We start from the raw sequence: 12,555 nt of genomic DNA on the forward strand, positions 1-12,555 counted from the left end.
CGTCCGGAGCGGGGCGCGACCGTGGTTCGTGCCCCGCTCCGCGCACGCGTAGGCTGCTCCATCGTGGCCGGAACCGACTTCGATGCCGAGATCAAGCAGCTGAACGCGACGATGCACACCATCGAGCAGGTGCTCGACCTGCCCCAGATGGAGCGTGACATCGCCGATCTCGGTGAGCAGGTGGCCGCCCCCGACCTGTGGGACGACCAGGCCAACGCCACCCGTGTCACCGGCCGCCTCTCGGCGCTGCAGGGCCAGGTCGACCGCTTCAAGGGGCTGCAGGCGCGCATCGACGACCTCGCCGTCCTCGTCGAGCTCGCTGCGGAGGAGTCCGACGCCGACACCCTCGCCGAGGCCGAGTCCGAGCTGGGTCGGGTGCGCAAGGCCGTCGAGGGGCTCGAGGTCCGCACCCTGCTCTCGGGGGAGTACGACGAGCGCGAGGCCATCGTCACCATCCGCTCCGGCGCCGGTGGCGTCGACGCCGCCGACTTCGCCGAGATGCTCATGCGCATGTACACGCGCTGGGCCGAGCGCAACAAGTACCCCGTCGAGGTCTTCGACGTGTCCTACGCCGAGGAGGCCGGCATCAAGTCGGCCGAGTTCGCCATCCACGCGCCCTACGCCTACGGCACCCTCTCGGTCGAGGTCGGCACCCACCGCCTCGTGCGCATCAGCCCCTTCGACAACCAGGGCCGGCGCCAGACCTCCTTCGCGGCCGTCGAGGTCGTGCCCGTGCTCGAGCAGACCGACGAGATCGAGGTCGACGAGAACGAGATCCGCGTCGACGTCTTCCGCTCCGGCGGACCGGGCGGTCAGTCGGTCAACACCACCGACTCCGCGGTGCGACTCACCCACATCCCCACCGGCATCGTGGTCAGCTGCCAGAACGAGAAGAGCCAGCTGCAGAACAAGGCCTCGGCGATGGTGGTGCTCAAGGCCAAGCTGCTCGCGGTGAAGAAGGCCGAGGAGGCTGCGCTCAAGAAGGACCTCAAGGGCGACGTCGCTGCCAGCTGGGGCGACCAGATGCGCAACTACGTGCTCAACCCCTACCAGATCGTCAAGGACCTGCGCACCGGCTTCGAGACCGGCAACCCACAGCCCGTCTTCGACGGCGAGATCGACGGCTTCCTCGAGGCCGGCATCCGCTGGCGCCGTGGCACCGACAAGGCCGACGAGAACTGATCAGCCGGCCCTGAGCCTCTGCCCCCCTGAGCCTCTGGCCCTGAACGACTGGGAGCCCCGCCCGCCGCACCGGGCGGTGCGCGACGGACGGGGCCCCAGGTCTGCGGGCAGGTCGCCTCAGCGGGCTCGGACGCCGACCGATCGCACGCTCGGCGCGCTCCACCCCGCCTGGTTGCGGGCCCGCACCTGCACCGACCAGCGGCCCGTGCCGAGCACGAGGCGCGCCGTGCGCGCCCGGGGCGAGACCACCTTCGAGCGGACGGCGATGACCCGACCGCTGCGCCCGATGCGGTAGGCGTCGAGGCGGTAGCCGGTGATCGGGCCGCTGCGCGACACCGCCGGGCTCCACGCCACCTTGAGCGTGCGCGCACCACCGCGCGGACCCGACGCCACCCGCGGCCGGGCCGGACGGCTGGGACGGGCGCTGCTGCTGCCGGCGCCGCCGATCCCCGGCGGGGGAGTCGCGGGGGAGCCGAGGCAGCCGTTGGCGTAGAGGGTGTAGGAGCCGAGGCTGCCGTAGGAGTCGTAGCCGCCCGACGTCCACAGCTTGCCGGAGCCGGTGCCGCGCACCGAGATGTAGAACGGTCCGCCGTTCAGGGGCAGGGTGACGGCGGCGTCCATGCCGCTCACGCCGTTGGCCGTGCGCTCGGTCGGAGGAGCGGCCGAGGCCAGCACCCGGCCGTCGGCGGTGCGGACGTCGAGCCCGATGTCGAGGTTCGGCCCGACCGGCGCCCCGGAGGCGTGCACCGTGACCGACCCCGAGCACTGGTCGACGGAGTAGGTGTCGACGTCGGTGCTGCGGGTGATGTAGCCGCGGTGGTTGGGCAGCGAGGTGAGCGGCGCGGCGGTGGCCACGGTGTCGCCGGCCTCGTCGGTGCGCAGCGGGATGCCGCTGCTGACGAGGGTGGCGTTGTCGTCCTGCCTGTTGTTCGCCGAGGGGTAGGAGCCGCGCGACCACTGCGAGATGGCCGCGTTGTAGGGGCTGCCCATGATCGGACCCCACAGGCTGGTGCCGGAGTAGTAGCTCTCCGAGGTCGTGCCGTCGTGGGTGAGCCCGAGGTTGTGCCCCGCCTCGTGGGAGGCGGCCTCGGCCATGGTCTTCGCGCGGTTGCCGAGGGAGACCGGGAAGACCCACGCCGGCGACCTGGTCTCGCCCTTGGTGATCGCGTCGAACACGCCGATCCAGGCGATGCCGCCGCAGGGTCCGCCGCAGATGGCGGTCTGCACCCGCGTGCCGCTGGTGAAGGCCACCCGCGTCCCGAAGGTCGTGTCGGAGTTGCTCGAGCGCCACAGGGCGCCGTCGGGGGGTGCCTCCGTGGTGACGTCGACGTCGAAGGCCGCGTAGTCCTCGGCCACGCGGGCCCACACCTCCTGGATGATCGCGCGCTCGGTGCTGCTGAACGACGAGGAGGAGTCGATGCTCCAACCCGGGAACAGCAGCGTGCTGAGGCCGTTGAGCAGCCACGAGTTCGTCGACAGCAGCGATCCGCCGTCGAAGTCGAGGTAGATGGTGCGGCTCGATCCCGGCTTGCTGTGCAGCGCGAAGGTGTCGGCCAGTGCAGCGCCGGTCACGGCCTCCGCCTGCGCGGCGGTCAGCACCTCGTCGTCCGTGGTCGGCTCGTCGGCCGGTTCGGCCCACTGGTCCATCACGAACGGCGTCCCGTCGTGTGCACGCCGGGTGACGGCCCGGTCGGAGTGGGCGGGGCGAGCGGCGGCGGCCAGCGACTTCAGGTCCGTGGCGTGGGCGGCGGTGCCGGCGCCACGGTCGTCGTGTCCGGCGTCGGCGGAGGCCGGCTGGACGACGGCGGCCGCGCCGACGGCGAGGCAGGCCAGGGCGAGGGCCGAGGAGCGGAGCAGGGGCGTCATGTGCCCTGGATCGGCGTTGCTTTCGCCGGGGCTGAGGCGGGACCGGGTCCCCTTGTGGGCGGGAGGCCCACATTCAGGACCCGGCCCTCAGGACGGTGGTCCCGGGACCTCGCGACGCGCGGAGGAAGCGCCGCCGCGACCGAGGGGCCCCGCGCCCCTCAGCTGGCCCTCGGCCCCCGGTTCAGGACGACGAGCGGCCGGCCGCGCGCGCCGCCGCGACGCACCAGGTGCCGGCCCGATCGAGCAGATCGGCAGGCGGGAGGGAGACCGGAAGGGTCAGGCTGCACGAGAACCAGGCGTCGCCGAACAGACCTCGATAGGACGCCGTCCGCGTGGTGCCGGCGGTGCACAGCAGCGCCACGGTGGGGGAGCCGAAGGCGGGGGCCCCGGTGGCCGGGGTGCAGCCCCGCTCGGCCCGCGCAGCGGCCGCCAGCGAGCGGGCCCGGGCAGTGGTGACCGGCGGCACGAACACCCAGGCGCGCGCCTCGGCCGGGGCGCCGCGCTCCGCGGGGGAGATGACGCAGCCGTACTCGTGGGCGACGTCGCCTCGCGGGAGCGAGCGCAGCGACGGCAACGTCTGGCCGTTGCCGTAGGCGGTGGCCACCGCCGGCACCCCCAGGGCCTGCTTCGCGGCGGCCGCCGGCACCACCGTGCAGAAGGGCGCACGGCGCACGACGGCGGCGGTGGAGTCGAACGCGCTGAGCGGCGTCGCCACGTAGGAGGGGACGGGCGCGGGGGCGGTGGTGGGGTCGTCGGCCACGCTGACGCCCACGGCCACCGGCACGAGGGTCAGGAGCGCTGCGAGGAGCAGCGCGCGCACGGCCGTCGACACCCCGCCACCCTAGGGCACGGTCTCGTCCGCGCCGCCGGGGGCTGCTGGGCGCCGCCGCGGGCTGTGACGAGGGCGTCGCGACGCACCGGCCGACCCTGCGCGACGCCCGGCCCGCGGTCGCGTACCGTCGTGCCGGTGATTCGCTTCGAGAGAGTCAGCAAGCGCTACGCCGGGCCCGGCCGCCCGGCGCTCGACCAGGTGAGCGTCGACATCGACAAGGGCGAGTTCGTCTACCTCGTCGGCACGTCCGGCTCCGGCAAGTCGACCGCTCTGCGCCTCGTGCTCCGCGAGCTGCGCCCCACGACCGGTCGCGTGATCGTGGCCGGCAAGGAGATCAACCGCATGGCCGGGTGGAAGGTGCCGCGGCTGCGCCGCCAGATCGGCACGGTCTTCCAGGACTTCCGCCTGCTGCCCAACAAGACGGTCACCGAGAACGTCGCCTTCGCCCAGCAGGTGATCGGCAAGTCGCGTCGCGAGATCGGCTCCACGGTGCCGGCCGCGCTCGAGATGGTCGGGCTCAAGGGCAAGGGCGACCGCATGCCCGACGAGCTCTCCGGCGGCGAGCAGCAGCGCGTGGCCATCGCCCGCGCCGTGGTCAACCGGCCGATGATCCTCATCGCCGACGAGCCCACGGGCAACCTCGACCCGCAGACGTCGGTGGGCATCATGAACCTGCTCGGCGAGATCAACGCCAACGGCACGACCGTGGTGATGGCCACCCACGACCACGGCATCGTCGACCAGTTCACCAAGCGCGTCATCGAGCTCGAGCACGGCAAGGTCGTGCGCGACGAGGCCGCCGGTAGCTACGGCTTCCAGCACTAGGCCGTCCGTCAGGTCCGCCCCGTCGGCCCCGCTCGTCGACATCCCACCCGCCCCCCGAGGAGCGAGAGAACCACCCCATGCAGCTGCGCTACGTCTTCACCGAGCTCCGCACCGGGTTGCGCCGCAACCTGTCGATGCACCTCGCGGTGATCCTCACCCTGTTCGTCTCCCTCAGCCTCGCCGGGCTCGGCATCCTCATCCAGCGCGAGGCCGAGCTCACCAACCGCCAGCTGGGCAACGAGCTCAAGATCCGCGTCAACCTCTGCACCGTCGACGACCCGACCGGCAGCCCCAACTGCGCGAGCGGCGAGATCAACGACGCCCAGCGCGAGCGCATCCAGTCGGAGATCGACGGCAGCGACGAGGTCGCGGGAGCCCGCTTCCAGACCAAGGAGGAGGGCTACAAGATCGCCTTCGACCAGGCCAAGCGCAACGGCACGGCCGCCGCCTTCGAGGGCGACAACCCCGTGGTCACGGTCGAGAAGTGGCCGGCCGCCTACATCGTCACCCTCAAGTCGCCCGATCGTGCCGACGGCATCATCAGCGCCCTGGCGGGGCTCGACGGCGTCTCGCGCATCGTCGACCAGCGTGACGAGCTCGGCCAGATCTTCGGCATCATGCGCATCCTCAAGTACGGCTCGTGGGTGGCCTCGGCGTTCCTGCTGTTCGCAGCGCTCATGCAGGTGGCCAACACGATCCGCCTGGCGGCGCTGGCTCGCCGGCGTGAGATCGCGATCATGCGCCTCGTGGGCGCCTCGACGCTCTACATCACCTTGCCGTTCCTCCTGGAGGCGCTGGTGACGGCGGCGGCGGGCGTCGTCCTCGCAGGGGGTGCGCTGGCGGCCTTCCAGTACTGGGGCGTCGACCAGGGCATGGCCAAGGAGGTCGCGGCGCTGCCCTGGGTGGACTGGAGCGACTACGCCCAGGCGCTCATCGGCGGATTCCCGCCCGGCATCGTCTTCCTCGCGCCGGCGCTGACGCTGATCCCGACACTCCTGCTGACCCGCAAATACATCAAAGTCTGATCCGCGGCGGTTACCGTCGATCGTCTCGTCCGCGGTGCTCCGGTGCCCGTGCGGGGCTCTTCCCCGACAATCGATCACGAAGGCTTCCCCGTGCGCTCCTTCCCCAGCGCCCGCGCTTTCCGACGCACCCGCGAGCGGGTGCCCGTGTGGGCCCATCCCCAATGGCTGGTCACAGCCCTGGCCGCGATCGTCGCGATCGTGGGCCTCGCCGTGCCGCTCGCCCAGGCCGACGACCGCGACGACCTGCGCAACAAGCAGGACCAGGTCCAGGGCCAGATCGCCGGGGTCAAGAAGCAGATCGACGAGGCGAGTCGCACGGTCGCGCGCCTCAGCGGCCGCCTGGCCGAGACCCAGGGGCAGCTCACGGCCGCCCGGACCCGTCTGGCCAAGGTCCAGTCGCAGCTGAGCGCGGCCCGCGCGCAGGTGGCGAGGCTCGCCACCCAGCTGGCCACCGCCCAGCAGCAGCTCGTCGTGGCCCAGCGCGAGCTCGCGCAGGCGAAGGACGACGTGAAGGGCCAGCGCGCGGCCAGCCGCGCCACCCTCATCACCCTCGCCACGAACGGCAGTCCCGACCTCGCGGTGCTGTCGTCCTACGTGGGCCGATCCTCCATCGAGGACATCCTCATGGACGAGACCGCGCACGACGTCATCACCGGTCGCCAGCAGCAGGCGCTCGACGAGCTCGAGGCCATCGAGGCCAAGCTCTCCGCGCGCCGGGCCGCCGTCCAGCGTGCTCGCGACCAGGTGGCCGGCGCCAAGGCCCAGGCCGACGCGAACGTCGCGACCATCACCGGTCTGGTCGGGCGCGCCGCCCGGGGGGAGGCGGCCATCGCCCGCCTGGTGCGCAGCACCGCCGCCGCGCGGGTGCAGGTCACCCGCGCCCGCGCCGCCGACCGCGCCGCCCTGCAGCGTCTGGAGAAGCGCGAGGCCGCGATCCGCGCGCGCATCGTCGAGCTCTCGCGTCGCCAGAAGGGCAGCTACAGCGGCTCGACCAGCGGCTTCCTGGCCAAGCCCGGCCCCGGCCCCGTGACCTCGCCCTACGGCTACCGGATCCACCCGATCTACGGCTACTACGGTCTGCACAACGGCATCGACTTCGGCACCGGTTGCGGTGCGCCGCTGGTGGCCGGCGAATCCGGCACCGTGGTGAGCAGGTTCTACGACGAGGTCTACGGCAACCGGCTCTACGTGGCCATCGGCAAGGTCAACGGCGCCTCGATCACGCTGGTCTACAACCACGCGACGAACTACGTCGTCGGTCAGGGCGATCGGGTCCGGCGCGGCCAGACCCTCGGCTACTCCGGCGCGACCGGATGGTCCACCGGCTGCCACCTGCACTTCATCGTGCTGCGCAACGGCGAGGCCGTCGACCCCGCGCCCTACCTCTGAGCGATCCCTCGGCACCACCGACCCGCAGCCGCGCGCAACCCCGTTGCGCGCGGCTGAGAGGATGAGCCCATGGCGAAGAAGGCGGCGAAGGCGGGCAAGAAGGAGGACGCCCTCGGGCGCACGCTCGTGGCCTCCAACAAGAAGGCCCGCCACGACTACCTCATCGAGGACACCTACGAGGCCGGCATGGTGCTGCAGGGCACCGAGGTGAAGTCCCTGCGCCTCGGTCGGGCCAGTCTGGTCGACGGCTTCGTCGACATCGATGGCGGCGAGGCCTGGCTGCACGGCGTCCACATCCCCGAGTACGCCCAGGGCACGTGGACCAACCACGCCGCCCGCCGCAAGCGCAAGCTGCTGCTCAACCGCGTGGAGATCGACAAGATCGAGCGCAAGGTCAGCGAGAAGGGCCACACCGTGGTGCCGCTGCAGCTCTACTTCGTCAAGGGTCGCGCCAAGATCGAGATCGGTGTGGCCAAGGGCAAGAAGACCTGGGACAAGCGCCAGGCGATCGCCGAGCGCACCGCCGACCGCGAGAAGCAGGAGGCGATCGGTCGCCGCCTGAAGGGCATGCGTGACTGACGGCTCGCCCTCGTCGTCGCCGAACCCCGTCGTCGTGGACGACGCGACGCTCGCCGCGGAGGCAGCCGACGTCCGAGCCTTCTGGCAGGAACTCGGTCTGCCTGGCCTGCTCGACCTGCACGTGCACTTCCTGCCGCCGCCGATCGAGCGCGCGGTGTGGCGTGAGTTCGACGCCGGAGGCGAGCTGATCGGGCGCGACTGGCCGATCCGCTACCGCCTGCCCGTCGAGCGTCGCGTGGCGTTCCTGCGCGAGGCCGGCGTGCGGCGCTTCTCGACGCTGCCCTACGCCCACAAGCCCGGCGTGGCGGGCTTCCTCAATGACTTCTCCCGCGACCTCGCCGTCGAGGTGCCCGAGGTGCTGCGCTCGGCCACCTTCTACCCCGAGCCCGATGCCGCCGCGATGGTGCCCGCGCTCATCGATGACGGCGTCGCGGTGTTCAAGCTCCACCTGCAGGTGGGTCGGTTCCACCTCGACGACCCGCTGCTCGAGCCGGTGTGGGGCCCGCTCGCCGAGGCGGGCACGCCGGTGGTCGTGCACGCGGGATCGGGTCCGGTGGCCACGGAGTTCACCGGGGCGGCGTCCACGGGGCGGGTGCTGGAGCGCCACCCGCGGCTGCGCCTGGTGATCGCCCATATGGGCTCACCCGAGTGCGGCGACTTCCTCGAGCTGGCCGAGACCTACGAGCGCGTGCTGCTCGACACCTCGATGGCCTTCACCGACTTCTTCGCCGACGGCCCCGGGTGCAGCGGGCACGGCGCGTACCCGCGCGACCTGCTGCCCCGCCTGGCCGACCTGGGGGAGCGGGTGGTGTGGGGCTCGGACTTCCCGACGCTGCCCTTCGCCTACCGCCAGCAGCTCGACGACCTCGCCCGCCTCGGCCTCGGCGACGACTGGCTGCGCGCCGTGTGCTGGCACAACGCGGCCCGCCTGGGCCTCGGGCCGGCCGGCGCCGCGGAATAGCCGGTGGGCGCCGTCGCGTTGCGCCGGGTAGTGTTGACCTACTGCGGGCAGGCCCGCAGCGCTTCACAACTCAAGAGGGGCTGATCGGTTTCGACTTGGGACGTTTGTTCCAGGGGAAGCGGGTCGAGGAGCCAGCGTCATCTCGTAAACGATCGCTGGAAACCAATAACTGCCAACGCTAAGCGCAGTTCGTTCGCTCTCGCCGCCTGATCGGTGATCGAACCGTCTGACCGAGTATCCGTCTCCGGCTCGGAACCAGGCGTCATCTAGGAGACTTGCTGATCGACTGCTGTCAGGGTGGTCGATCGGGACTTAAACCTGACTGGTCCTGTCGGCGACGTGTCAGTGCGAGCGCCGGGGGCGAGAGAACGCCACCACTGACTGCACCCGGAGAAGACCTGGCTCGGCGCTCGAGGACCGGGGTTCGATTCCCCGCAGCTCCACCGCTGCTCTCAGCACCTCCTTCTTGAGGACGACGGCCCCGGCCGCCCCGCGCGGGTGGCCGGGGCCGTCGGCGTCTCCGCTTGCGCGGGACCTCGCGCCTTGAAAAGTCAGCGTCGATCCTTCATCCTTTCCGCATCCGAGGAGTGATCCTCGGATCGAGGGGGAGTACCTCACCAGCGCGGCATCGTCACTACGGGCCATCGGCCCCGGTGTCGCGGAGCAGCCTCGGGCCGCTCGAGGGAGACCTTCGTTTCACCGTTGACGATGAGACGAGGTGTCGAACCATGGATGTCCCCTTCTGGGCCTGGCTCGCGGTGCTGGGCGTGATTCTCGCGATGCTGTTCCTCGACCTGTTCCTGCACCGGGACGCGCACGTCATCTCGGTGCGCGAGGCCGCCACCTGGTCGGCGATCTGGGTGGCCTTCGGTGTCGCGTTCGGTGCGCTGATCTGGCGCATCTACGGCGCCGAGTACGGCCAGCAGTACTTCGCCGGCTACCTGATCGAGAAGTCCCTGGCCGTCGACAACGTCTTCGTCTGGGCGATCATCTTCGCCTTCTTCGCCGTCCCGCGGGAGTACCAGCACCGGGTGCTGTTCTACGGCGTGCTGGGTGCGCTCGTCTTCCGCGCGGCCTTCATCGCCGGCGGGTCCGCGCTCATCGCGAGCTTCTCCTGGATCCTCTACCTCTTCGCCGCGTTCCTGCTCGTGACCGGCGTGAAGATGCTGATGCAGCGCGACGCCCACATCGACCCCGCCCAGTCGCGTACGCTGGCGCTGCTGCGACGCGTCGTCCCGATGATCGGGGAGTACCGCGGCCAGCGGTTCTGGATCCGGCGCAACGGCGTCCTGGTCGCCACCCCGCTCCTGGCCGTGCTGGTGCTCGTCGAGGTCACCGACATCATCTTCGCCGTCGACTCGATCCCCGCGATCTTCGCCGTGACCGACGAGGTGTTCCTCGTCTTCACTGCCAACGCGTTCGCGATCCTCGGCCTGCGCGCGATGTACTTCCTGCTGGCCGACCTCATCCACCGCTTCGTCTACCTCAAGGCGGGACTCGCGCTGGTGCTGATCTGGGTGGGCATCAAGATGCTGCTCAAGATCGACGTCGTCTACATCCCGACCACGATCAGCCTCGCCGTGGTGACCACGATCATCGGCACGAGCATCGCGCTCTCGCTGCGTAAGACCCGCGGGCAGGCCCGGCACCTGCCGGAGGTCGAGACCGCCCAGCCCTTCCGGGTGCGTGACGAGGACGGCGGGATGCTCGCCGGTCACGAGTCGGAGTACGGCGACGACACCCCGGCGGAGATCGTCGGCGGCACGCGTCGACAGCGTGAGCGGCTCGGGCTCGACCCGATGACCTCGACGTCCTCCCCAGGGGCGACGTCGTAACCACCCCGGTCCCGGCCGCCCGACGGCGGCCGGGCCCTCTCGCGCCTCGCCACCGCGCGAGCCCCGCCCGAGTGGAGCCCTCCGCCGGACGCGCGGGTGAGCGTTCTAGGCTCGAGCGCATGCCCTCGTTCCTGCGCTTCGCGTTCGTCGCCACGGTGATCACCGCGCTGGCGCTCGTGGCGGTGGCGGGCAGCTCGCGGCTCTCGGGCCCGGTCATCTTCACCTTCAGCGCCAGTCACGGCGTCCACCGCGACGATCTGTTCGTCGTGGCGCTGTGGGCCGTCAGCATCGCGTGGTGCTGGTGGCACCGGCACGGTGGGCGCCGTCGTCGGCGCCACTGACCTCGCCACTGAACCGGCCGCCGACCCGGTCTGTCCCCACGTCCGGATCGCTGAGGAACCGGCGTCTACACCCGCACTGGACCGCGCACGGCGGCGCTGAGCCTCAACGACGGGGCCTCGGCGATGCCAGCGCGAATGTGAGGTGACGCCGCGGGTACCGTCGCCCCGTGCTGAGCCCCGCCACCGCCCGACGGCGGTGGCGCGATCGGATCCGCGAGCACCCGCTGGCCTTCGCCACGCTGGCGGCCTCGCTGGCCGTGGTGATCGCCCGCGTCCCGTTCCTCACCCTGCCCGCCACGCCCGACGAGGGCGGCTTCCTCCTGGTCGCCTCGCAGTGGCACCGCGGCGACAGTCTCTACGGCGACCACTGGGTCGACCGGCCGCCGCTGATCATCGCGATCCACGCGCTCGCCGGGCAGCTCGGCGGCACGACCGCACTGCGGGTCATCGGCATGGTCTGCGCCGTGGCAGTGGTGGCGATGGCCGCTGTGCTCACCCACATGGCGGCGCGCGAGGACCGCTCGGCCACCGTGACCCGGATCTTCCCCGTACCGCTGGCGGCGGTGCTGGTCTCCACGCCGCTCTTCGGGGCCAGCGAGGTGCCGGGCGAGCTGCTCACGGCGCCGTTCGTGCTCGGGGGAGTGCTCGCCCTGCTCGCCGCCAGTCGCCGAACGGGGCGCCCGGCCCTCGTGTGGTCGGCGCTCGCCGGCGTCCTCGCGGTGGCCGCCGTCGGCGTCAAGCAGAACGCCGTGGACGGCGTCGTGGCAGCCGTGCTGGTGGCGCTGCCGCTGCTGCGCCGCTACGGGGTCCGCTTCGTGCTCGGCCTCGCCGCAGCCTTCTCGGCGGGTGCGGTCGCCTTCCTCGCCGCCGGCCTCGGCGCGGCAGCGTGGCGGGGCACCGATCTCTCCGGCCTCTGGGACGCCGTGGTGTCCTTCCGCGTGGAGGCCTCCCGCGTGATCGACGCGTCCGCGCCGCCTGCGGTGAGCGGGCGGGCGGTCAACCTGTTCGGCGCCTTCGTGCTCAGCCTGCTGCCGGTCGTGCTGCTGGCGCTGCTGTGGCGGGTGCGCCACCCGCTCGCGGGACGGCTGGATCCCGATCGTCCGCGCGAGTGGGTCGACCTGCGCTACCTGGGCGTGGGTCTGCTGGCGTGGGAGGGCATCGGCATCGTGCTCGGCGGCAGCTACTGGCTGCACTACCTCCTGCTGCTCGTGCCCGGGTCGGTGGTGCTGGCGGCCGCCTCCGCCCAGCGCCCGGCCAGCCGCCGCGCCGATCGCGCGCTCGCGGTGTCGCTCGGCCTGGCCCTCGTCTCGCTCGTCGTCGCCCACGCGTCGTCCGACGGGATGGGGCCCGCGCGCACCGCCGACGCCCGACCCATCGCCTACCTCCGCGCGAACGCCGCCCCCGGCGACACCGCCACCGTCGCCTTCGGCCACCCCGACATCCTGTGGGAGTCGGGCCTCGACAGCCCCTACCGCGAACTGTGGAGCCTGCCCGTGCGGGTGCGCGACTCGAAGCTCGCGCGCTTCACCTCACTGCTGGAGTCCGAGCGGGCGCCCACGTGGATCGTCGTCCACGGCGACAGCCTGCGCACCTGGGGCGTCGAGACCGACCAGGCCCAGCGGGTGCTCGAACGGCGCTACGCAGTCGCAGCGGTGCTCGGCGACTGGCGGATCTGGCGCCTGCGCTGACGATCATCGCCGAGGTCGTTGCGGTGCTCGGC

The 12,555-nt window shown here is 71.8% G+C and carries 11 protein-coding genes and 1 other RNA gene; 10 read left to right on the forward strand and 2 right to left on the reverse strand.

Annotated elements, in window-relative coordinates; translation table 11 throughout:
• The first annotated feature begins 63 nt into the window (after positions 1–63).
• Entirely contained in the window at positions 64–1,182 is a 1,119-nt protein-coding gene (gene prfB / locus ACERUN_RS08490; RefSeq protein ID WP_370289458.1) for a peptide chain release factor 2, read from the forward strand.
• A gap of 117 nt (positions 1,183–1,299) precedes the next feature.
• Here the strand turns inward: prfB and ACERUN_RS08495 are convergent, their stop codons facing one another.
• Together ACERUN_RS08495 and ACERUN_RS08500 are read right to left on the reverse strand one after the other, a co-directional pair.
• Positions 1,300–3,048: a zinc-dependent metalloprotease family protein gene (locus ACERUN_RS08495; RefSeq protein ID WP_370289459.1), complete on the reverse strand. Its 1,749-nt coding sequence runs from the start codon at positions 3,046–3,048 to the stop codon at positions 1,300–1,302.
• A gap of 181 nt (positions 3,049–3,229) precedes the next feature.
• Positions 3,230–3,880 (reverse strand): hypothetical protein, encoded by a 651-nt coding sequence (locus tag ACERUN_RS08500; protein ID WP_370289460.1) that lies wholly within the window; start codon positions 3,878–3,880, stop codon positions 3,230–3,232.
• A 135-nt stretch (positions 3,881–4,015) separates the two neighbouring features.
• Between ACERUN_RS08500 and ftsE the strand changes: the two genes are divergently transcribed.
• The 9 genes from ftsE to ACERUN_RS08545 all read left to right on the forward strand — a co-directional run bounded on the left by ftsE (position 4,016) and on the right by ACERUN_RS08545 (position 12,523).
• A complete protein-coding gene (ftsE, locus tag ACERUN_RS08505) occupies positions 4,016–4,705 on the forward strand; it encodes a cell division ATP-binding protein FtsE (RefSeq protein ID WP_370289461.1) in 690 nt (229 codons plus the stop codon).
• A gap of 77 nt (positions 4,706–4,782) precedes the next feature.
• On the forward strand, positions 4,783–5,730 hold the full coding sequence (ftsX, locus tag ACERUN_RS08510) for a permease-like cell division protein FtsX (protein WP_370289462.1): 948 nt from the start codon (positions 4,783–4,785) through the stop codon (positions 5,728–5,730).
• Positions 5,731–5,820: 90 nt separating this feature from the next.
• Positions 5,821–7,119 (forward strand): murein hydrolase activator EnvC, encoded by a 1,299-nt coding sequence (locus ACERUN_RS08515; protein WP_370289464.1) that lies wholly within the window; start codon positions 5,821–5,823, stop codon positions 7,117–7,119.
• A 69-nt stretch (positions 7,120–7,188) separates the two neighbouring features.
• Complete coding sequence (gene smpB, locus ACERUN_RS08520; RefSeq protein ID WP_370289465.1) at positions 7,189–7,698, forward strand: SsrA-binding protein SmpB; 510 nt, start codon at positions 7,189–7,191, stop codon at positions 7,696–7,698.
• Positions 7,691–8,659, forward strand: coding sequence for an amidohydrolase family protein (locus tag ACERUN_RS08525; RefSeq protein ID WP_370289466.1), 969 nt, complete (start codon positions 7,691–7,693; stop codon positions 8,657–8,659). Before smpB ends, ACERUN_RS08525 begins: the two co-directional genes overlap by 8 nt.
• A gap of 76 nt (positions 8,660–8,735) precedes the next feature.
• Positions 8,736–9,105, forward strand: a transfer-messenger RNA (tmRNA) gene (gene ssrA, locus ACERUN_RS08530).
• A gap of 282 nt (positions 9,106–9,387) precedes the next feature.
• Positions 9,388–10,494 (forward strand): TerC family protein, encoded by a 1,107-nt coding sequence (locus ACERUN_RS08535; protein WP_370289467.1) that lies wholly within the window; start codon positions 9,388–9,390, stop codon positions 10,492–10,494.
• A 119-nt stretch (positions 10,495–10,613) separates the two neighbouring features.
• Positions 10,614–10,835 (forward strand): hypothetical protein, encoded by a 222-nt coding sequence (locus ACERUN_RS08540; RefSeq protein WP_370289468.1) that lies wholly within the window; start codon positions 10,614–10,616, stop codon positions 10,833–10,835.
• A 167-nt stretch (positions 10,836–11,002) separates the two neighbouring features.
• Positions 11,003–12,523, forward strand: coding sequence for a hypothetical protein (locus ACERUN_RS08545; RefSeq protein WP_370289469.1), 1,521 nt, complete (start codon positions 11,003–11,005; stop codon positions 12,521–12,523).
• Positions 12,524–12,555: the final 32 nt, after the last annotated feature.

Source organism: Nocardioides sp., assembly GCF_964229035.1.
GTDB lineage: Bacteria > Actinomycetota > Actinomycetes > Propionibacteriales > Nocardioidaceae > Nocardioides.

Coding starts and splice junctions, on each gene's coding strand:
- ACERUN_RS08495 (WP_370289459.1), bottom strand. CDS start 3,048: ATGACGCCCCTGCTCCGCTCCTCGGCCCTCGCCCTGGCCTGCCTCGCC.
- ftsX (WP_370289462.1), top strand. CDS start 4,783: ATGCAGCTGCGCTACGTCTTCACCGAGCTCCGCACCGGGTTGCGCCGC.
- smpB (WP_370289465.1), top strand. CDS start 7,189: ATGGCGAAGAAGGCGGCGAAGGCGGGCAAGAAGGAGGACGCCCTCGGG.
- ACERUN_RS08535 (WP_370289467.1), top strand. CDS start 9,388: ATGGATGTCCCCTTCTGGGCCTGGCTCGCGGTGCTGGGCGTGATTCTC.
- ACERUN_RS08540 (WP_370289468.1), top strand. CDS start 10,614: ATGCCCTCGTTCCTGCGCTTCGCGTTCGTCGCCACGGTGATCACCGCG.